Annotated in this window: 25 protein-coding genes and 1 pseudogene; 17 read left to right on the forward strand and 9 right to left on the reverse strand. The window is 54.6% G+C overall.

Going from position 1 to position 20,327, the window contains the following annotated elements:
* Positions 1 to 5 precede the first annotated feature (5 nt).
* Positions 6 to 842, reverse strand: coding sequence for a phage repressor protein CI (locus tag B498_RS05475; protein WP_008502483.1), 837 nt, complete (start codon positions 840 to 842; stop codon positions 6 to 8).
* 120 nt (positions 843 to 962) lie between these two features.
* Here B498_RS05475 and B498_RS05470 point away from each other — a divergent pair, with 120 nt between their 5' ends.
* From B498_RS05470 to B498_RS22485, 11 genes and pseudogenes are all read left to right on the forward strand, one after another.
* Positions 963 to 1,334, forward strand: coding sequence for a hypothetical protein (locus B498_RS05470; RefSeq protein WP_008502484.1), 372 nt, complete (start codon positions 963 to 965; stop codon positions 1,332 to 1,334).
* A gap of 32 nt (positions 1,335 to 1,366) precedes the next feature.
* Positions 1,367 to 1,591: pseudogene (locus tag B498_RS0121595) on the forward strand (phage regulatory CII family protein); the annotation flags it as partial.
* A gap of 175 nt (positions 1,592 to 1,766) precedes the next feature.
* On the forward strand, positions 1,767 to 2,363 hold the full coding sequence (locus tag B498_RS05465) for a tail fiber assembly protein (protein ID WP_008502486.1): 597 nt from the start codon (positions 1,767 to 1,769) through the stop codon (positions 2,361 to 2,363).
* 124 nt (positions 2,364 to 2,487) lie between these two features.
* The gene (locus tag B498_RS05460) at positions 2,488 to 3,681 is read left to right on the forward strand and encodes a phage tail sheath protein (RefSeq protein ID WP_008502487.1); all 1,194 of its coding nucleotides are present in this window, start codon (positions 2,488 to 2,490) and stop codon (positions 3,679 to 3,681) included.
* 12 nt (positions 3,682 to 3,693) lie between these two features.
* Positions 3,694 to 4,212 (forward strand): phage major tail tube protein, encoded by a 519-nt coding sequence (locus B498_RS05455; RefSeq protein WP_008502488.1) that lies wholly within the window; start codon positions 3,694 to 3,696, stop codon positions 4,210 to 4,212.
* Between the two features lie 56 nt (positions 4,213 to 4,268).
* Positions 4,269 to 4,562 carry a phage tail assembly protein gene (locus B498_RS05450; RefSeq protein ID WP_008502489.1) on the forward strand — a complete coding sequence of 98 codons (294 nt, stop codon included), beginning with the start codon at positions 4,269 to 4,271 and terminating at the stop codon, positions 4,560 to 4,562.
* Entirely contained in the window at positions 4,559 to 4,717 is a 159-nt protein-coding gene (locus B498_RS0121600) for a GpE family phage tail protein (protein WP_310581672.1), read from the forward strand. Before B498_RS05450 ends, B498_RS0121600 begins: the two co-directional genes overlap by 4 nt.
* Positions 4,707 to 7,154: a phage tail tape measure protein gene (locus tag B498_RS05445; RefSeq protein WP_008502490.1), complete on the forward strand. Its 2,448-nt coding sequence runs from the start codon at positions 4,707 to 4,709 to the stop codon at positions 7,152 to 7,154. Before B498_RS0121600 ends, B498_RS05445 begins: the two co-directional genes overlap by 11 nt.
* A gap of 12 nt (positions 7,155 to 7,166) precedes the next feature.
* On the forward strand, positions 7,167 to 7,631 hold the full coding sequence (locus B498_RS05440) for a phage tail protein (protein WP_008502491.1): 465 nt from the start codon (positions 7,167 to 7,169) through the stop codon (positions 7,629 to 7,631).
* Positions 7,628 to 8,791, forward strand: coding sequence for a phage late control D family protein (locus B498_RS05435; RefSeq protein ID WP_008502492.1), 1,164 nt, complete (start codon positions 7,628 to 7,630; stop codon positions 8,789 to 8,791). Before B498_RS05440 ends, B498_RS05435 begins: the two co-directional genes overlap by 4 nt.
* A 76-nt stretch (positions 8,792 to 8,867) precedes the next feature.
* Positions 8,868 to 9,086 (forward strand): DNA-binding transcriptional regulator, encoded by a 219-nt coding sequence (locus tag B498_RS22485; RefSeq protein WP_032623023.1) that lies wholly within the window; start codon positions 8,868 to 8,870, stop codon positions 9,084 to 9,086.
* A 145-nt stretch (positions 9,087 to 9,231) separates the two neighbouring features.
* Here the strand turns inward: B498_RS22485 and rplS are convergent, their stop codons facing one another.
* The 5 genes from rplS to ffh form a co-directional block, all read right to left on the reverse strand.
* Positions 9,232 to 9,579 (reverse strand): 50S ribosomal protein L19, encoded by a 348-nt coding sequence (gene rplS / locus B498_RS05430; RefSeq protein WP_002914145.1) that lies wholly within the window; start codon positions 9,577 to 9,579, stop codon positions 9,232 to 9,234.
* A gap of 43 nt (positions 9,580 to 9,622) precedes the next feature.
* Positions 9,623 to 10,390, reverse strand: coding sequence for a tRNA (guanosine(37)-N1)-methyltransferase TrmD (gene trmD, locus B498_RS05425; protein ID WP_008502493.1), 768 nt, complete (start codon positions 10,388 to 10,390; stop codon positions 9,623 to 9,625).
* Between the two features lie 31 nt (positions 10,391 to 10,421).
* Positions 10,422 to 10,961: a ribosome maturation factor RimM gene (gene rimM, locus B498_RS05420; protein ID WP_021241995.1), complete on the reverse strand. Its 540-nt coding sequence runs from the start codon at positions 10,959 to 10,961 to the stop codon at positions 10,422 to 10,424.
* A 15-nt stretch (positions 10,962 to 10,976) separates the two neighbouring features.
* Positions 10,977 to 11,225 (reverse strand): 30S ribosomal protein S16, encoded by a 249-nt coding sequence (gene rpsP / locus B498_RS05415; protein ID WP_003863133.1) that lies wholly within the window; start codon positions 11,223 to 11,225, stop codon positions 10,977 to 10,979.
* Positions 11,226 to 11,341: 116 nt separating this feature from the next.
* Positions 11,342 to 12,703, reverse strand: a complete 1,362-nt coding sequence (gene ffh, locus B498_RS05410; RefSeq protein ID WP_008502496.1) for a signal recognition particle protein — start codon at positions 12,701 to 12,703, stop codon at positions 11,342 to 11,344.
* A 166-nt stretch (positions 12,704 to 12,869) separates the two neighbouring features.
* On the opposite strand from ffh, the gene B498_RS05405 reads away from it, so the two are divergent.
* Both B498_RS05405 and B498_RS05400 read left to right on the forward strand, forming a co-directional pair.
* The gene (locus B498_RS05405) at positions 12,870 to 13,661 is read left to right on the forward strand and encodes an inner membrane protein YpjD (RefSeq protein ID WP_032623031.1); all 792 of its coding nucleotides are present in this window, start codon (positions 12,870 to 12,872) and stop codon (positions 13,659 to 13,661) included.
* An 18-nt stretch (positions 13,662 to 13,679) separates the two neighbouring features.
* A complete protein-coding gene (locus B498_RS05400; protein ID WP_025759264.1) occupies positions 13,680 to 14,966 on the forward strand; it encodes an HlyC/CorC family transporter in 1,287 nt (428 codons plus the stop codon).
* Positions 14,967 to 15,018: 52 nt separating this feature from the next.
* On the opposite strand, the gene grpE is transcribed toward B498_RS05400, so the two are convergent.
* Entirely contained in the window at positions 15,019 to 15,612 is a 594-nt protein-coding gene (gene grpE, locus B498_RS05395) for a nucleotide exchange factor GrpE (RefSeq protein ID WP_008502499.1), read from the reverse strand.
* A gap of 122 nt (positions 15,613 to 15,734) precedes the next feature.
* On the opposite strand from grpE, the gene nadK reads away from it, so the two are divergent.
* The 3 genes from nadK to bamE all read left to right on the forward strand — a co-directional run bounded on the left by nadK (position 15,735) and on the right by bamE (position 18,837).
* Entirely contained in the window at positions 15,735 to 16,613 is an 879-nt protein-coding gene (gene nadK / locus B498_RS05390; protein ID WP_008502500.1) for an NAD(+) kinase, read from the forward strand.
* 85 nt (positions 16,614 to 16,698) lie between these two features.
* The gene (recN, locus tag B498_RS05385) at positions 16,699 to 18,360 is read left to right on the forward strand and encodes a DNA repair protein RecN (protein WP_008502501.1); all 1,662 of its coding nucleotides are present in this window, start codon (positions 16,699 to 16,701) and stop codon (positions 18,358 to 18,360) included.
* Positions 18,361 to 18,498: 138 nt separating this feature from the next.
* The gene (bamE, locus tag B498_RS05380; RefSeq protein WP_008502502.1) at positions 18,499 to 18,837 is read left to right on the forward strand and encodes an outer membrane protein assembly factor BamE; all 339 of its coding nucleotides are present in this window, start codon (positions 18,499 to 18,501) and stop codon (positions 18,835 to 18,837) included.
* Positions 18,838 to 18,945: 108 nt separating this feature from the next.
* On the opposite strand, the gene B498_RS05375 is transcribed toward bamE, so the two are convergent.
* Both B498_RS05375 and B498_RS05370 read right to left on the reverse strand, forming a co-directional pair.
* Positions 18,946 to 19,233, reverse strand: a complete 288-nt coding sequence (locus B498_RS05375; RefSeq protein WP_008502503.1) for an RnfH family protein — start codon at positions 19,231 to 19,233, stop codon at positions 18,946 to 18,948.
* Entirely contained in the window at positions 19,223 to 19,660 is a 438-nt protein-coding gene (locus B498_RS05370; RefSeq protein WP_008502504.1) for a type II toxin-antitoxin system RatA family toxin, read from the reverse strand. Before B498_RS05370 ends, B498_RS05375 begins: the two co-directional genes overlap by 11 nt.
* A 156-nt stretch (positions 19,661 to 19,816) precedes the next feature.
* Between B498_RS05370 and smpB the strand changes: the two genes are divergently transcribed.
* Complete coding sequence (smpB, locus tag B498_RS05365; protein WP_008502505.1) at positions 19,817 to 20,299, forward strand: SsrA-binding protein SmpB; 483 nt, start codon at positions 19,817 to 19,819, stop codon at positions 20,297 to 20,299.
* Positions 20,300 to 20,327: the final 28 nt, after the last annotated feature.

Raw genomic sequence — 20,327 nt, forward strand, 5'->3', positions numbered from 1 at the left:
TTCCCTTAAACGTGTTTTTCCAAAGTAAGCACTACAGCTCCGGCAGGAGTAATATCTGAAATATTGCATTCAAATTCAGCAGACTTATTAGTCAACCTGACTTTCCCGCCGGGAAGACGAATTACATCAAAAACATCAAGAGCGCCGTCGATATCAATTAACCAACGCCCATTACTTATGTTCGAAGCCGAACGGTCGACAAGCCAAGAGGAGCCTACGCCTTCAACAAAAATCAATTCCTCTGAGTCAGACGGTATCATCGAGGGGTCTGGATACCATGCGCCAGCGTCCTTAAGCTCACCAGATTCAAGGCGGGATTTTTTAATTGAGTAATTTGATATGGCCGCTTCCTTGTCAGCGCGCATTTGCCCTTTTCCGGTAGCTAACCATTCCAGCGAAACACCGGTATCAAGAGCACAAGTAACCACTACATCACCGGGGAAAAAATCACGCCGTACCCATGTGCTTATCGTTCCTGATGATATACCGAGTAGATCACCAAGCTCTTTTTGCATAGAAAAACCGTAAGCATCAAGGATTCGTCTAAGAACAGGTTTTCCACCTGAAGCCATGACCTCTTCATACAGCTCTTTCCCCTTGAGGGTTACATGTGGTGAGTTTGCTTTTGCAAGTTCACCAGTTACTAACCATCCAATATCAGCGCCCGTTTCGATAGCACATTCAACGAACACATTGCCCGGCACGCTATCTCTGGCAAGCCAACTGCTTATGTTGTTGGCATAAATCCCAAGTTTTTCGCCAAGCTCCTTCTGCGAGCTAAGTCCATAAGCCGAAAGGATTCTTTCGATAGCTGGTGCCGCCCCGTCTCCAAATTTAGCCATATCTCGCCACCAAAATTAATTTTTACCATTGCAAAATTAAATTTCGCGAACTAAAGTGACGTTTATCAACCACGATGCACATCAATGCAGTTCACTACAATCAACAGGAGATAATGCGATATGTCAGATGCAAAATCAATCTCGATGCACGACTCGCAAAACTCACAAAATCAAACTGTGCTGTTAGACCCGACTCAGTTTGACGCCATCGTTACAGCAATGCTGCCAGCCCTGCAGACAATGATTCGCTCTGCTATGTCAGACACCATGACAGTGAAAGACTTTGCCGCCACCCGCGGCGTTAGCGAGCGTCTGGTCTGGCAATGGCTTGATGAGGGCATTCTTCTTAAAGCTCCGACCAAAGACTTTTCCAACAAAGAGGAAGCCGGTAAACGAAGCCGCACCCTCGTAAACGTAAAAGCATGGCGCGACAAACTGACTCAACAAGCGATTGATTGTCGCTACATCGACCAGCGCACCGCTCTTAACTGAATTTGATTATGCAAGTTAGAGGGAACTTAACCATGTTTGATTTTCAGATTTCCAAACATCCCCACTATGACGATGCGTGTCGTGCTTTCGCTCAACGTCACAACATGGCGAAGCTGGCCGAGCGAGCGGGTATGAACGTTCAAACGTTACGTAACAAGCTCAACCCGGAACAGCCTCACCAGTTCACGCCGCCTGAGTTATGGCTGCTGACAGACCTGACCGAAGACTCAACCTTAGTTGATGGTTTTCTGACCCAAACACGAACAGTGGAGCGCTCAGCTATGTCGGGAATGGTTTCGGTCAGTGGCAGTCTGGAGCGGGCGTTAATATTAATTTTCGAAACCTTGTACTCAATGCTGCTAATCAGGTGCCGACGGCCTCAGAGAACCGGGTAAAAAACATTGCATTTAACTTTATCGTGAGGGCGGCATAATGGCGAAAGCTACGCTGAATAAAAACGGAATTGCCACGAAGGCAGGCGAAATCACGGTTTATAACTTTGCCGGTGATACGCGCGAATTTTTATCGTCATCGGTGGAGTTTCTCGCGATCGGCGTGGGTATTCCTGCCAGCTCCTGTACCGACTTACCACTGAGTCCAAAAGAGGGCTTCGCCGTCTGCCGCACGGCCAGCCTTGACGGGTGGGAATACGTTGCCGACCACCGGGGCGAAACGGTCTATGACACGGCCACGGGTGAGCCAGCAGAAATCACCACGCCGGGTGAATATGCCGACAGCGTGACCACACTTGCGCCATCAACACGTTTTGACAAGTGGAACGGTAGCGCGTGGGTCACGGATGTGGATGCGCAACACCGGGCGCAGGTGCAGAACGCCGAAACCGTAAAGGCCACGTTACTAAAAGAGGCGCAAGGCACAATCAGCATATGGCAGACTGAGCTGCAGCTCGGCATTATCGGTGATGATGACAAGGCCAGCCTGATTACATGGATGAAATACATTCAGGTGCTGAACGCGATCGACACCTCTACAGCGCCGGATATTGAGTGGCCTGAAAGACCAGAATAAACGAAGCCCTCCACCCGGAGGGCTTTTTTGTGTGTTGTGTTATCCCTCCACCAACGGCATTGCATCGCGCCTGCGCGACACACAACAGAAAATAGTCGCACCCCTTAACCACGGAGTTAAACAGATGGGCGACTATCATCATGGCGTCGAGGTCATCGAGATTAACGATGGCACGCGCACCATTTCCACCGTCTCGACGGCCATCATCGGCATGGTCTGCACGGCCAGCGATGCTGACGACAAGACGTTTCCCCTTAATGAGCCGGTGCTGATTACCAGTGTGCAAACGGCGATCGGTAAAGCCGGTAAAAAAGGTACGCTGGCAAAATCCCTGCAGGCCATCGCCGACCAGTGCAAGCCGGTCATTGTGGTGGTGCGCGTTCCCGAAGGTATTGAAGACCCGGAAGACCCGGAAGCGGCGCAGAAAGAAACCATTTCCAACATCATCGGCACGACCGACGAAAACGGCAAATACACCGGGCTGAAAGCGCTGCTAACGGCGAAAACCGTCACCGGCGTTAAGCCGCGCATTCTCGGCGTGCCGGGACTGGATACGCAGGAAGTGGCGACCGCGCTCGCGTCGACCTGCCAGAGCCTGCGCGCGTTCGGCTATGTGAGCGCGTGGGGCTGCAAGACCATTTCCGACGCCATCAAATACCGCGAGAACTTCAGCCAGCGCGAGCTGATGGTCATTCACCCTGATTTTCTGGCATGGGACACCACGGCGAACGAAACAGATATTGCATGGGCGACCGCCCGCGCGCTCGGCCTGCGTGCCAGAATCGACCAGGAGACCGGCTGGCACAAAACTCTGTCTAACGTCGGCGTGAATGGCGTCACCGGCGTCAGCGCCTCGGTCTCATGGGATTTGCAGGAGCAGGCCACCGACGCCAACCTGCTTAATCAGGCCGGGGTGACAACGCTTATCCGCAACGACGGCTTTAAGTTCTGGGGCAACCGCACCTGCTCGGACGATCCGTTATTCGTGTTTGAAAACTACACCCGCACGGCGCAGGTGCTGGCCGACACGATGGCGGAAGCGCACGCGTGGGCGATGGATAAGCCCGTTTCCGCAACGCTCATCCGCGACATCGTCGCCGGTATCAATGCCAAATTCCGCGAGCTGAAAAACAACGGCTATATCGTTGACGGCTCCTGCTGGTACGACCCGGAGTCAAACAGCGTGGAAACCCTCAAAGCCGGGAAGCTGTATATCGATTACGACTACACCCCCGTCCCGCCGCTGGAAAACCTGACCCTGCGCCAGCGCATCACCGATACCTATCTGGCAGACCTGTCAGACTCGGTCAACAGCTAAGGAGCTCAGAGCATGGCGTTACCACGCAAACTGAAATATCTGAACATGTTTAACGACGGTCTCAGCTACATGGGCGTCGTTGAATCCGTCACCCTGCCAAAGCTGACCCGCAAACTTGAAAAATACCGCGGCGGCGGGATGCCGGGCTCGGTGTCGGTTGACCTCGGTCTTGACGACGACGCGCTGTCGCTTGAGTGGACGCTGGGAGGTCTGCCTGACGTCGCGCTGTGGGCGCAGTACGCGTCACCGGGTGCCGACAGCGTGCCGTTGCGCTTCACCGGCTCATTCCAGCGCGATGACACCGGCGAAATTTCTGCCGTTGAGGTGGTTATGCGTGGCCGTCACAAGGAGTACGACGGTGGCGAAAACAAACAGGGCGAAAGCGGCACGACCAAAATCGCGACCGAGTGCTCGTACTACCAGCTCACGATTGACGGCAAAGAGGTCATCGAGATTGACGTCGTCAACATGGTGATGAAAGTAGACGGCGTCGACCGTCTGGCGGAGCACCGTAAGGCGATTGGCCTGTAATCCCTTAACCGGTCGGCAATGCTGGCCGGTCATTTAACTTTGAAGAGAGCAACATCATGGAAAACATCAACGAAACCGAAAACCCGAACATTGTGATCCTCGATAACCCCATCATGCGCGGTGAGCAAAAAATCGAGCAGGTGACCGTCACAAAACCCAACGCGGGAACCCTGCGCGGCGTGAGTCTGGCCTCGCTGGCAAACTCTGACGTCGATGCGCTGATTAAGGTGCTGCCGCGCATGACGTACCCGGCGCTGACCGAGCACGAGGTCATGCGTCTGGAAGCATCAGACCTGATTTTGTTCGCCGGTAAGGTGGTCGGTTTTTTGTCACCATCTTCGGCTCGCTGACCTTCCCGGATAATCTTTCGGTCGATGACCTGATGGCGGATATCGCGGTGATATTTCACTGGCCGCCATCAGAGCTGAATTCCCTGAGCGTGACCGAGCTCATCACATGGCGCGAAAAGGCGCTGCAGCGAAGCGGAAACCACCATGAGCAATAATGTCAGACTTGAGGTACTGCTTAACGCAGTAGACCGGGCAAGCCGACCGCTCAAAGCTATCCAGAACGCCAGCAAGACTCTTGCCGGTGACATCCGCACTTCTCAAAACAGCCTGCGCGATCTGAATGCGCAGGCTGGCCGAATTGACGGATTCAGGAAAGCGAGCGCACAGCTTGCCGTGACCGGTCAGTCGCTTAACAAAGCGAAACAGGAGGCCGCTGCGCTGGCCGTCCAGTTTAAAAACACGGAAAACCCCACTAAGGCGCAGGCGCGCGCGATGGAGGCGGCAAAGAAATCCGCCGCTGACCTGCAGCTCAAATACAACAGCCTCAGGCAGTCGGTACAGCGCCAGCGTACCGAGCTCGCGCAGGCCGGGATTAATACCCGTACCCTGTCGGCGGATGAGCGCCGCCTGAAAACCAGCATCAGTGAAACGACTGCGCAGCTAAACCGGCAGCGCGAGGCACTGGCGCGGGTCAGTGCTCAGCAGGCGAAATTAAGCCAGGTAAAAGAACGATATAAATCAGGTAAGGAGCTGGCAGGCAATATGGCCGCTGCAGGTGCTGCCGGTGTAGGTATCGCCACAGCGGGAACAATGGCCGGGGTAAAACTGCTGATGCCTGGCTATTCGTTTGCACAGAAAAACTCTGAGCTGCAGGCTGTTCTCGGGGTCGATAAACAGTCGCCAGAAATGGAGGCGCTGCGTAAACAGGCGCGCCAGCTCGGGGACAATACTGCCGCGTCTGCAGACGATGCGGCCAGCGCGCAGATTATCATCGCAAAAAGCGGCGGGGATGCGGCGGCCATTCAGGCGGCGACGCCGGTCACGCTGAATATGGCTCTGTCTAACCGGCGCTCGATGGAAGAAAACGCCGCGCTGCTGACGGGTATGAAATCCGCGTTTCAGATGTCTAACGACCAGATCGCACACATTGGCGACGTGCTGTCGATGACGATGAACAAAACGGCCGCTGACTTTGACGGGCTGAGCGACGCGCTGACCTATGCCGCGCCGGTGGCAAAAAATGCCGGGGTCAGTATCGAGCAGACCGCCGCCATGGTCGGCGCGCTCCATGACGCCAAAATCACCGGCTCGATGGCAGGGACGGGAAGCCGTGCCGTGCTGAGTCGCCTGCAGGCTCCGACCGGTAAGGCATATGAGGCCATCAAAGAACTCGGCGTTAAAACGTCTGACAGTAAGGGCAATACGCGCCCGATATTCGCCATTCTGAAAGAAATGCAGCGCAGTTTTGAGAAAAACAATCTCGGAACCAGCCAGAAAGGCGAGTACATGAAAACCATCTTTGGTGAGGAAGCCAGTTCGGCGGCGGCGGTACTGATGACCGCGGCCTCAAGCGGCAAACTCGATAAGCTCACTGCGGCGTTTAAAGCTTCAGACGGTAAAACCGAGGAGCTGGTCAAAATCATGCAGGACAACCTCGGGGGTGACTTCAAAGAATTCCAGTCAGCTTATGAGGCCGTCGGCACAGACCTCTACGACCAGCAAGATAGCTCTCTACGAAAATTAACCCAAACAGCCACGCGGTACGTTTTACAACTGGATGACTGGATCAAAAACAATAAGGAGCTTGCGGAAACTATAGGCATCATTGCCGGTGGTGCGCTGGCGTTGATTGGCATTATAGGCGGTATTGGTCTTGTTGCGTGGCCGGTAGTGATGGGTATCAACGCTATTATTGCCGCAGCTGGCCTGCTGGGAACGGTGTTTACCGTGACCGGTGGCGCGATAGTGACCGCCATCGGTGCAATTAGCCTGCCAGTGGTGGCAGTTGTCGGTGCGGTGGTGGCCGGTGCGCTCCTGATTCGGAAATACTGGGAGCCCATCAGCGCATTCTTTTCCGGCGTGGTTGAGGGGCTTAAAGCGGCGTTTGCACCAGTGGCGGAAGTCTTTGCACCGCTCGCGCCGGTGTTTGATTCAATCATTGAGAAATTGCGCGGTGTCTGGCAGTGGTTTACAGACCTCATAGCGCCGGTTAAGGCGACGCAGGAGACGCTCGACCGCTGCAAAAATGTCGGCGTGACGTTTGGTACAGCGCTGGCCGATGCGCTGATGGCGCCGCTCAATATCTTTAACAGCCTGAGCGGCAAAGTCAGCTGGCTACTGGAAAAGCTCGGGGTCATCAAAAAAGAGTCTGGCGACCTTGACCAGACGGCCGCTAAAGCCAGTGCCGCCACCGGCTCGCAAAATGGGGCTTATATTCCGGCCACCTCAGCATATGGCGGATATCAGGCATATCAGCCGGTAACGGCACCCACTGGTAAGACTTACGTCGACCAGAGCAAGCCAGAATATAACATCAACCTGAATGGTGGCATCGCGCCGGGCAGCGACCTCGACCGTCAGCTCCGCGAGGCTGTCGATAAACTCGACCGTGAAAACCGTGCGCGTCAGCGCTCAAGTATGCGTCATGACTGAGGGGGATAAAGCATGTTAATGGTTTTGGGCTTATTTGTATTTGAGCGCCGCACGCTGCCCTATCAGTCCATGCAGTATTCGAAGGACTACCGCTGGGCGTCAAATGACCGTATCGGCAAGCCACCGGCATACCAGTATCTCGGGGAGGGGGAAACCACGCGCACGCTGTCGGGTGTTCTCTATCCCGAAATTACCGGCGGACGTCTGTCACTGACCGCCATCGAGCTGATGGCAGACGAGGGGCGAGCGTGGCCGCTGATAGACGGAACGGGCATCATCCACGGCATGTATGTCATCGACAAAGTGACGCACACCCACACCGAGTTATTCAGCGACGGTGCGGCCAGAAAAATCGAGTTTAGCCTGTCGCTTAAGCGGGTCGATAAATCGCTGGCGTCCATTTATGGCGATCTGCAGACGCAGGCCGACAATCTGGTCACGTCTGCCGGTGACTGGCTGGGAGGAATGGCGGGATGATTACGGGAATGGATATTCAGGCCGGGGCGAAGGTTGCCCCGGCGTTTATGCTCACGCTTGACGGTGCGGATATTACGCAGAATTTCAGCGATCGGCTTATCAATCTCACCATGACCGACAATCGCGGGTTTGAGGCTGACCAGCTCGATATCGAGCTCGACGACACCGACGGGCTTGTCGAATTGCCCCCGAGAGGCGCAAATCTGACCTTGTGGTTAGGCTGGCAGGGCTCAGCCTTGCTGAATAAGGGGAGTTTCACGGTCGATGAAATCGAGCACCGGGGCGCGCCTGATACGCTGACCATCCGGGGGCGCAGCGCCGATTTTCGCGGGACGCTGAACTCGCGCCGGGAACAGTCATGGCATGACACCACGCTCGGGCAAATTGTGGAGACGATTGCGGCACGCAATAAGCTGACGGCCAGCGTGGCCGACATGCTGAAAGCCGTCGCTGTGCCTCACATTGACCAGTCGCAGGAATCCGACGCGGTGTTTCTGTCCCGTCTGGCAGACCGGAACGGGGCGGCGGTTTCGGTAAAAGCGGGGAAACTGTTATTCCTGAAAGCGGGGAGCTGTAAGACGGCCAGCGGGAAGCCCATTCCGCAAATGACCTTAGAACGCGGGGACGGCGATCGTCATCAGTTTGCCATTGCTGACCGGGAAGCCTATACCGGCGTTACGGCAAAATGGCTGCACACCAAAGACCCGAAGCCGCAAAAGCAAAAGGTGAAGCTCACGCGCAAACCGAAAGAGCAGCACCTCCGCGCGCTGCAGCACCCGAAAGCGACCAAAGCCCCGGCAAAGGCCAAAGCTCAAAAAGAGCAGGAAGCGCGCGAGGGTGAGTATATGGTCGGTGAGGCTGACAACGTGCTGGAGCTGACGACCATCTACGCGACAAAGGCGCAGGCCATGCGCGCCGCTCAGGCGAAGTGGGACAGGCTGCAGCGCGGTGTCGCGGAGTTTTCAATCTCGCTGGCGATCGGTCGGGCAGATTTATTTCCTGAAACGCCAGTCGCGGTGAAAGGCTTTAAGCGCGTTATAGACGAGCAGGCTTGGATAATCAGCCGGGTGGTGCATAACCTCAACGGGAACGGCTACACGACGGGCTTAGAGCTTGAGGTTAAGGTTTCGGATGTGGAGTACGAGCAAGTCAGCGATTAAATAAAGCAAACTTTAACTTGCAAATGCAAGTTTGGGGTTTATCATCCCGACTAGGTCATGAGAGGGGGATAAAATTATGATGCACTGTCCATTATGTCAGGAGGCGTCACACGCCAGATCGAGCCGGTACTTAAGCACTGAAACAAAAGAGCGTTATCATCAGTGCCAAAACATAAACTGTGGCTGTACTTTTGTAACACACGAAACACTTGCAAGGTACATAATGAAGCCAGGTGAAGTAGTGCCAGCCCCGCCCCACCCCTCAAAATATAATCAGGGTAATCTGTGGCTTTGAACCTGCTCCGGCAGGTTTTTTTTATTTCTATCGCCAAAGCGCTAATCTCTGCCGCCAATTTGCCGCCATCGCCAATAAAAAAGGGGCTAGCATTACGCTAACCCCTTGTTTTCTACAAGCTTTCGGATGTTGCGAAAGCGCGTTATTAGTTCAGACGCTCTTTAATACGAGCAGACTTACCAGTACGCTCACGCAGGTAGTACAGTTTAGCTTTACGTACAGCACCACGACGTTTAACAGCAATGCTGTCAACTACCGGAGAGTGAGTCTGGAAGACACGCTCAACGCCTTCGCCGTTGGAAATTTTACGAACAGTGAATGCAGAGTGCAGACCGCGGTTACGAATAGCGATAACCACGCCCTCGAATGCCTGCAGACGTTTTTTGGAACCTTCAACAACCCATACTTTCACTTCCACGGTGTCACCTGGACGGAAGGAAGGTACGTCCTGCTTCATCTGCTCTTGTTCAAGTTGCTTAATAATGTTGCTCATAATTTAATCTCTTATCCTGGGTAAACTGATATTCGGGAGCGTATTACGCATTCCCATCATGTTCATGCTGCTGTTGCGCGTGTTCAGTTTTGAACTCGGCCAGCAACTTTGCTTGCTCTTCAGTCAGAGCCAGGTTTTCCAGAAGTTCAGGTCTTCTAAGCCAGGTTCGGCCCAGCGACTGCTTCAAACGCCAGCGACGTATCTCGGCATGGTTTCCAGACAGTAACACTGCCGGTACTTCCATTCCTTCTAACACTTCAGGACGGGTATAGTGTGGACAGTCCAGCAATCCATCGGCAAAGGAATCTTCCGTTGCCGAAGCTTCATGGCCCAGTACTCCCGGAATGAACCGGGCGACGGAGTCAATCAGCGTCATTGCGGGTAACTCACCACCGCTGAGAACGTAATCGCCGATAGACCATTCTTCGTCAATCTCGGTTTGAATTACGCGCTCATCTATCCCTTCGTAGCGACCACAAACCAGAATCAGTTTTTGATTCGTCGCCAGTTCGCTGACGCCCGCTTGATCAAGCTTGCGTCCCTGAGGTGACAGATAAATCACCTTTGCGCCTTCACCTGCCGCGGCTTTTGCTGTGTGAATGGCGTCCCGTAAGGGTTGCACCATCATTAGCATCCCCGGTCCGCCGCCGTAAGGACGATCGTCCACGGTACGGTGCCGGTCATGAGTAAAGTCACGCGGACTCCAGCTCTGGATGCTCAGCAGGCCATTCTTTACTGCCCGGCCAGTTACCCCGTAATCGGTAATCGCGCGGAACATTTCAGGAAACAGGCTAATTATGCCAATCCACATAGCGCCGTCTTTTACCGTTTATCCGGAGAATTTAAAAACCAGGATCCCAATCTACTTCAATGGTTTGAGTAGTGAGATCGACTTTCTTGATAACCTGTCCATCGAGGAACGGGACCAACCGCTCCTTGATGCCAAATGCATCTTTCAGGTTTGCCTTAATGACGAGAACGTCATTTGACCCGGTTTCCATCATATCGATGACTTTCCCCAGGCTGTAGCCTTCAGTAGTGACTACCTGGCAACCCATAAGGTCTTTCCAGTAGTAGTCGCCCTCTTCCAGCTGTGGCAACTGCGACGAATCCACGACAATTTCACAATTAGTCAGCGCATTCGCGGCATCACGATCGTCAACGCCTTTCAGCTTGATGATGATGTCCTGATTGTGGTGACGCCAGCTTTCCAGCTCGACCTCTTCCCACTTACCGCCTTTCTGGATAAACCAGGGCTGGTAATTAAAAATGCTATCAGCGTCTTCAGTGGAGGAAAACACTCTGAGCCAACCACGGATACCGTAGCAAGAACCCATTTTTCCCAATACGATCGGTTCAACAGGTGCTTTATTGCTCATCATGACCACCGTGACAGATTAAGCTGCTTTGTTTGCTGCTTTGATCAGCGTAGCAACGCGATCGGAAACAGTAGCGCCCTGGCCAACCCAGTGAGCGATACGATCCAGATCCAGACGAGTTTCTTCTTCTGCGCCAGCGGCCAGTGGGTTGAAGAAACCAACGCGCTCGATGAAGCGACCGTTGCGTGCATTACGGCTGTCAGTCACAACAACCTGGTAGAACGGACGCTTTTTAGCGCCGTGACGTGCTAAACGAATAGTTACCATAACATCCTCTTGTGTGAATAAAACAACCGGGCCCCATCGAGGAACGGAGCCCGGGTGTCATATTAAAAGCCCGAAAATTTTACTCATTTTCGGGCAAAAAGCAATCTCAAAAGCGATTAACGCCCTGGAAAACCGGGAGGCATCATCCCTTTCATGCCGCGCATCATCTTCGCCATGCCGCCTTTCTTCATTTTCTTCATCATGCGCTGCATGTCGTCGAACTGTTTCAGAAGGCGGTTAACGTCCTGCACCTGCATGCCGCAACCGGCTGCAATACGGCGTTTACGGGAACCTTTGATGATGTCCGGATTAGCGCGTTCTTTAAGGGTCATCGAGTTGATGATCGCCTCCATACGCACCAGCACCTTGTCATCCATCTGTGCTTTCACGTTGTCAGGGATCTGGCCCATGCCCGGCAGTTTGCCCATCAGGCTGGCCATGCCGCCCATGTTTTTCATCTGACGCAGCTGCTCAAGGAAGTCAGTCAGATCGAAACCGTCACCTTTTTTCAGCTTGCTGGCCAGCTTCTCGGCCTGCGCGCGGTCAACCTTGCTTTCGATATCTTCGATCAGCGACAGCACGTCGCCCATGCCGAGGATACGGGAGGCAATACGATCCGGGTGGAACGGCTCCAGCGCTTCGGTTTTTTCGCCCACGCCGAGGAATTTGATCGGCTTGCCGGTGATGTGGCGAATGGAGAGGGCCGCACCGCCGCGGGCGTCACCGTCCACTTTGGTCAGCACCACGCCGGTTAACGGCAGCGCTTCGTTAAACGCTTTCGCGGTATTCGCCGCATCCTGACCGGTCATAGCGTCGACGACAAACAGGGTCTCTACCGGGTTGATAGAGGCATGCACCTGCTTGATCTCGTCCATCATCGCTTCGTCAACATGCAGACGACCGGCGGTATCCACCAGCAGCACGTCGTAGAATTTCAGCTTCGCCTCTTTCAGCGCGGCGTTAACGATGTCGACAGGCTTCTGCGCCACGTCGGACGGGAAGAAATCCACGCCAACCTGCTCTGCCAGGGTTTCCAGCTGCTTGATCGCCGCCGGGCGATAGACGTCCGCAGAGACCACCAGCACTTTCTTCTTGTGCTTTTCGCGCAGGAATTTACCCAGCTTACCGACGCTGGTGGTTTTACCCGCGCCCTGCAGGCCCGCCATCAGCACCACGGCCGGTGGCTGAGCCGCCAGGTTAAGCACCTGGTTCTCTTCGCCCATCGCCGAAACCAGTTCGTTACGAACGATTTTGACGAACTCCTGACCCGGGGTCAGGCTCTTGTTAACTTCATGACCAACCGCCTTCTCTTTCACGCGGTTGATAAAATCACGAACAACCGGCAACGCCACGTCTGCTTCCAGCAGCGCCATGCGCACTTCGCGCAGCGTTTCCTTGATGTTGTCTTCAGTAAGGCGTCCGCGGCCGCTGATGTTGCGCAGCGTGCGCGACAAACGATCGGTTAAATTATCAAACATTGTCTCTCGCCTGAGTAGAAACGTTGGGCCGCCATGAGCGACACATACACAGAATTTTGCCGGAGTATAACATGAAGGCGCCTTTGTTGTTATGCAACGGTTGGAGCAGGCGTCACGTAACGTTATACTGCTTCTCTTTCTTATTAAGACAACTGTCGATGCCTATATGCCTGTTTTCGCACTGATCGCCCTTGTTGCCTACTCTGTCAGCCTCGCGCTGATTATTCCCGGACTGCTGCAAAAAAACAGCGGCTGGCGGCGCATGGCTATTCTTTCGGCGGTGATCGCACTGATTAGCCACGCCTTTGCGCTGGAATCACGCATTATCCCCGGCGACGGCAGCGTGCAAAACCTGAGCGTGCTGAACGTCGGCTCGCTGGTCAGCCTGATGATCTGTACGGTAATGACCATCGTCGCGTCTAAAAATCGCGGCTGGCTGCTGCTGCCGATTGTCTACACCTTCGCGCTGATCAATCTGGCCCTCGCCACCTTTATGCCTAATGAGTTCATTACGCATCTGGAGGCGACGCCGGGGATGCTGGTGCATATCGGCCTGTCGCTCTTTGCCTACGCGACGCTGATCATCGCCGCGCTTTATGCCATGCAGCTCGCCTGGATTGACTACCAGCTGAAAAACAAAAAACTGGCGTTTAACCATGAAATGCCGCCGCTGATGGTGATTGAGCGTAAGATGTTCCACATCACCCAGGTGGGAGTGGTGCTGCTGACGCTCACGCTCTGCACCGGGCTGTTTTACATGAAGAACCTGTTCAGCGTGGAGAATATCGATAAAGCGGTGCTCTCCATCATCGCGTGGTTTGTCTATATTGTCCTGTTATGGGGCCATTATCATGAAGGCTGGCGCGGTCGTCGCGTGGTCTGGTTCAACGTCGCGGGTGCGGGCATTCTCACCCTTGCCTATTTTGGCAGCCGCTTCATACAGCAATTTGCTGGCTAAGAAACAAAGGAGTTCCCCCTGGAACACATCTCAACCACCACGCTGATCGTTATCCTGATCGTCATGGTGGTCATCTCCGCCTATTTCTCCGGCTCGGAAACCGGCATGATGACCCTGAACCGCTACCGGTTACGTCATCGTGCTAAACAGGGTAACCGCGCCGCCCGTCGCGTTGAAAAACTGCTCCGCAAGCCGGATCGCCTGATTAGCCTGGTGCTCATCGGCAACAACCTCGTCAACATTCTGGCCTCTGCGCTCGGCACCATCGTCGGGATGCGCCTGTACGGCAACGCCGGGGTCGCAATTGCCACCGGCGTGCTGACGTTCGTGGTGCTGGTGTTTGCCGAAGTGCTGCCAAAAACCATCGCCGCGCTTTACCCTGAAAAGGTCGCCTATCCGAGCAGCTTCCTGCTGGCACCACTGCAGATCCTGATGATGCCGCTGGTCTGGCTGCTGAACATGGTGACGCGCGTCCTGATGCGGATGGTGGGAATCAAAGCCGACGTCACCATCAGCAGCGCGCTCAGCAAAGAGGAGCTGCGCACTATCGTGAATGAATCCCGCTCGCAGATCTCCCGGCGCAATCAGGACATGCTCCTGTCGGTGCTGGATCTGGAAAAGGTGAGCGTGAACGACATCATGGTGCCGCGTAACGAAATCGTCGGTATCGACATCAATGACGACTGGAAAGCCATCGTTCGCCAGCTAACGCACTCTCCGCACGGGCGCATTGTGCTGTACCGCGACTCGCTGGATGACGCCATCAGCATGCTGCGCGTGCGCGAAGCCTACCGTCTGATGACCGAGAAAAAAGAGTTCACCAAAGAGGTGATGCTGCGCGCCGCCGACGAAATTTATTACGTGCCGGAAGGAACACCGCTCAGCACGCAGCTGGTGAAATTCCAGCGCAACAAGAAGAAGGTCGGCCTGGTGGTCAATGAGTACGGCGATATCCAGGGGCTGGTGACGGTCGAAGATATTCTGGAAGAGATTGTCGGGGACTTTACCACCTCCATGTCGCCTTCCCTCGCGGAAGAGGTCACCCCGCAAAACGACGGCTCAGTGCTGATTGACGGAAGCGCGAACATTCGTGAACTCAACAAAGCCTTTAACTGGCATTTGCCGGAAGATGAGGCTCGCACCATTAACGGGATGATTCTGGAAGCGCTGGAAGAGATCCCGGCGGCGGGCACGCGGGTGCGCATCGAGCAGTACGATATTGATATCCTGGACGTGCAAGACAATATGATCAAGCAGGTGAAAGTCCTGCCCGTTAAACCCCTGCGCGAAAGTATCGCGGAGTAAGGTTGTAGGCCGGGTAAGGCGAACGCCGCTACCCGGCACTATGGATAGCGAATTACGCTTTCGCTTTCGCCACGGTCACCATCGCAGCGCGGATGGTACGGCCGTTCAGGGTATAGCCTTTCTGCATCACGCCCAGCACTTTACCGGCTTCAATCTCTTCAGATTCAACCATCGCAATGGCCTGGTGAACGTTTGGATCCAGCGGAACGTCGGTATCGGCAATCACTTCCACGCCAAACTTACGCACTACGTCGAGCATGGATTTCAGCGTCAGTTCGATACCTTCGATCATTGCGGCGTTGTCCGGATTCGCTTTGTCAGCCACTTCCAGCGCACGATCGAGGCTATCGATCACCGGCAGCAGTTCGTTGACGAATTTCTCCAGCGCAAATTTATGCGCCTTCTCAACGTCCTGCTCGGTACGACGACGCAGGTTTTCCATTTCCGCCTTGATGCGCAGAACACTGTCGCGTTCGCGATTCTGTGCTTCTACCAGCTGGGCTTCCAGATTCGCAATTTTTTCATCGCGCGGGTCCACCTGCTCAGCAGATGCGTCTGGCTCTACAGCCTCAACTTCATCGTGCTGTTCCGTGATAATTTCTTCAGGGGCTTGCCCCTCAGGCGTTTTCTGTTCTTTACTACTCATGAATTTCTCCGCGTTTTTCTGCATTCATCTCGCTAACTTCGCTTATTATGGGGATCAGTTTCCGGGATTCAAGGGAACAAGACAGATTGTCATCATTCATCAGGCACAAGGACCTCCAGAAAATGAATAATCATTTCAGGTGTATTGGGATCGTCGGGCATCCGCGTCACCCTACCGCACTAACGACACATGAAATGTTGTATCGCTGGTTGTGTAGCAAAGGCTATGAAGTGATGGTCGAGCAGCAGATTGCCCAGGAACTGCAGCTGAAGAGCGTCAAAACCGGCACGCTGGCAGAGATTGGCCAACAGGCCGATCTCGCCGTGGTGGTGGGCGGCGACGGCAACATGCTCGGCGCGGCCCGCACGCTGGCGCGTTATGACATCAAGGTCATCGGTATCAACCGTGGCAATCTCGGTTTTTTAACCGACCTGGACCCGGACAATGCGCAGCAGCAGCTGGCCGACGTGCTGGAAGGCCACTATATCAGTGAAAAACGCTTTTTACTGGAAGCGCAGGTGTGCCAGCAGGACTGCCAGAAACGCATCAGCACCGCCATTAACGAGGTTGTCCTTCACCCTGGCAAAGTGGCGCACATGATTGAGTTCGAAGTTTATATCGACGAGATCTTTGCCTTCTCCCAGCGTTCCGACGGGCTGATTATCTCGACACCGACCGGCTCAACCGCCTACTCGCTTTCTGCCGGCGGCCCGATCCTGACGCCCTCATTGGATGCCATTACCCTGGTACCGATGTTCCCGCACACGCTCTCCGCCCGCCCGCTGGTGATCAACGGCGACAGCACGATCCGTCTGCGCTTCTCGCACCGTCGTAACGACCTGGAGATCAGCTGCGACAGCCAGATTGCGCTGCCGATCCAGGAAGGTGAAGATGTGCTTATTCGCCGGTGTGATTACCACCTGAATTTGATTCACCCGAAAGATTACAGCTATTTCAATACATTAAGTTCGAAGCTTGGCTGGTCAAAAAAATTGTTCTGATTTAGCATCCAGTACTTTACTGTATAAAAAACCAGTTTATACTGTATGAAAACACAGTCATGGTTTTTCATACAGGAAAACAATTATGCTGGCACAACTGACCATCAGCAACTTTGCCATTGTTCGTGAGCTTGAGATCGATTTCCACAGCGGCATGACGGCGATCACCGGGGAAACCGGTGCGGGTAAATCCATTGCCATTGATGCCCTCGGCTTGTGCCTTGGCGGCCGCGCCGAGGGCGACATGGTGCGCATGGGCGCAAACCGTGCCGACCTGTGCGCCCGCTTCTCCCTGAAAGACACCCCTGCTGCTCAGCGCTGGCTGGAGCAGAACCAGCTTGAAGATGGACGTGAGTGTTTACTTCGCCGTGTGATCAGCAGCGACGGTCGCTCACGCGGCTTTATCAACGGTACGGCGGTCCCGCTCTCCCAGCTTCGTGAACTCGGCCAGCTGCTTATCCAGATCCACGGTCAGCACGCGCATCAGCAACTCGTTAAACCCGAACAGCAGAAAGCGCTGCTGGATGGCTATGCGGGTGAGTACGCGCTTACTCAGCTTATGGCGGAGCACTATCGCCAGTGGCATCAGAGCTGCCGCGAGCTCGCTCAGCACCAGCAGCAAAGCCAGGAGCGCGCCGCCCGTGCGGAGCTGCTGGAATACCAGCTCAAAGAGCTGAACGAATTTAACCCGCAGGCGGGTGAGTTTGAGCAAATCGACGAAGAGTACAAGCGCCTGGCGAACAGCGGACATCTGCTCTCAACCAGCCAGAATGCGCTCAACCTGCTCGCGGATGGCGAAGACGTGAACCTGCAGAGCCAGCTTTATAACGTCCGTCAGCTGCTTACCGAACTGGTCGGCATGGACAGCAAACTGTCTGGCGTCCTGGATATGCTGGAAGAGGCGGCCATTCAGATCTCTGAAGCCGGTGACGAACTTCGCCACTACTGTGAGCGTCTGGATCTCGACCCGAACCGTCTTTTTGAGCTGGAGCAGCGTATCTCCCGTCAGATCTCGCTGGCGCGCAAGCACCACGTTACGCCGGAAGAGCTGCCGGGCTACTATCAGTCTCTGCTGGACGAGCAGCAGCAGCTTGACGATCAGGCTGACTCGCAGGAGACCCTCTCTCTGGCGGTGAATCTGCACCATGAACAGGCGCTGGCGACAGCGCAAAAGCTGCATGAAATTCGTCAGCACTATGCTCAGGAGTTAAGCCAGCACATTACCGACAGCATGCACACGCTGGCGATGCCGCATGGCGTCTTCACCATTGACGTTCGCTTTGAAGAGAATCACCTGACGGCGGAAGGTGCGGATCGCATCGAATTCCGCGTCACCACCAACCCGGGGCAGCCGCTGCAGGCGATTTCCAAAGTGGCCTCCGGCGGTGAACTGTCACGTATTGCGCTGGCGATTCAGGTGATCACCGCGCGTAAAATGGACACCCCGGCGCTGATTTTCGATGAAGTGGATGTCGGCATCAGCGGCCCGACGGCGGCGGTGGTGGGTAAACTGCTGCGCCAGCTCGGCGAATCCACGCAGGTGATGTGTGTCACCCACCTGCCGCAGGTCGCGGGCTGCGGTCATCATCACTTTATTGTCAGCAAAGAAACCGACGGCGAAATGACCGAAACGCACATGAAGCCGCTGGATAAACGTGCGCGTCTGCAGGAGCTGGCACGCCTGCTCGGCGGCAGCGAAGTCACGCGTAACACGCTCGCGAACGCGAAAGAACTGCTGGCGGCATAAACTTTTTCGGGATCTCAGGGTCATACAGAACAACAAAAACGCCGCCAGACCGGTTTCAAAGTGGGGCAAGGTCTATTATCATCGGCATATTACATATGAGCCGCGTTCTGCTCGGGCCCGAAAAGGAATCAAATCACTATGCGTTGTAAAATGCTGACCGCTGCCGCAGCGGTTCTTCTGATGTTGACCGCAGGCTGTTCCACTCTGGAGAAAGTGGTTTACCGTCCTGACATCAACCAGGGGAACTACCTTACCCCTAACGATGTGTCCAAAATCCGCGTGGGGATGACACAACAGCAGGTCGCTTATGCACTGGGAACCCCGATGATGTCCGATCCGTTCGGCACTAACACCTGGTTCTATGTATTCCGCCAGAAGCCGGGCCATGAAGATGCGACCCAGCAGACCCTGACGCTGACCTTCAGCAGCGCCGGTGTGTTGACCAACATCGACAACAAGCCTGCCCTGACTAAATAATCCGGTGTCAGAAATGCAAAAAGGTGCTCATTGAGCACCTTTTTTGTATCTGAGTTCTTACGAAGAATCGTAGCCCCGGTAAGCGCAGCGCCACCGGGGAAGAAAGCGCTACTTACTGGCCTTCTCCGCGCGTTGGCGACGCAGCTCTTTCGGGTCGGCAATCAGTGGACGATAAATCTCCACCCGGTCGCCCTCTTTCAGCACATCGCCCAGCTTCACCGGACGGCTGTAAATCCCGACCTTGTTCTTCGCCAGGTCGATATCGCTGCGAAGCTCGAGGATGCCGGAAGCACGGATGGCCGCCTCAACGGTCGCCCCCTCTTCCAGCGTCACGCGCTGCAGATACTGCTTCTCCGGCAGCGCATAAACCACTTCTACAGCAATCTTATGCGACACTGTAAACCTCTTTGGCGCGGGTGGTGAACGCCTGAACCATATTCGATGCCAGCTCTTTAAAGATGCGGCCAAACGCCAGCTCAATCAGCTTATTGGTGAACTCGAAGTCCAGATGGAACTCAATGCGGCAGGCGTCAGCGCTCAGCGGCGTAAACTTCCAGCCTCCCATCAGGGTTTTGAACGGACCATCCACCAGATGCATCAAAATACTCTGATTGTTTGTCAGCGTATTACGGGTGGTGAACGTCTTGCTGATCCCCGCTTTGGAGACATCCACCGCCGCGGTCATCTGCGTCGGGCCAGACTCCAGAACGCGGCTCCCGGTGCATCCCGGAATAAATTCTGGATAAGACTGAACATCGTTCACTAACTGATACATTTGTTCCGCGCTGTAAGGCACAAGCGCAGTACGGCTAATCTGAGGCATAGCATTTCCCATGGTCACACAACGGACAAATAATAACATTTATCACCTGTTAAAAAAACGCTAAGCCTCATCTCGTGCTAAGATAGCGCGTTAGACCTCACAGGACGCAATGAGGTGACTTTTTGAAATCAGATTACCGACGGCTTTACGACACTTATGACGAAGAAAAAAGCACATAAACCAGGCTCGGCGACCATTGCGCTCAACAAGCGTGCTCGCCACGAGTATTTCATTGAAGAAGAATTCGAAGCTGGCCTTGCGTTGCAGGGCTGGGAAGTAAAATCGCTGCGCGCCGGGAAAGCCAACATCGGCGATAGCTACGTCATCCTGAAAGATGGCGAAGCCTTCCTGTTCGGCGCGAACTTTACGCCGCTGACCGTCGCCTCTTCACACTACGTGTGTGACCCTACGCGCACGCGCAAATTGCTGCTGAACAAGCGTGAGCTGGAATCCCTCTACGGACGCATCAACCGCGAAGGTTTCACCGTGGTCGCCCTGTCGCTGTACTGGAAAAACGCCTGGTGCAAAGTGAAAGTTGGCGTCGCGAAGGGTAAAAAACAGCACGACAAACGTACTGACCTGAAAGAGCGCGAGTGGCAGCTGGACAAAGCGCGCATTATGAAAAACGCAGGACGTTGATTCTGCACACTTATTGTACTATTCAATA

Origin of the sequence: Enterobacter sp. SST3, from assembly GCF_000286655.1 — a bacterium.
Lineage (GTDB): Bacteria > Pseudomonadota > Gammaproteobacteria > Enterobacterales > Enterobacteriaceae > Enterobacter > Enterobacter roggenkampii.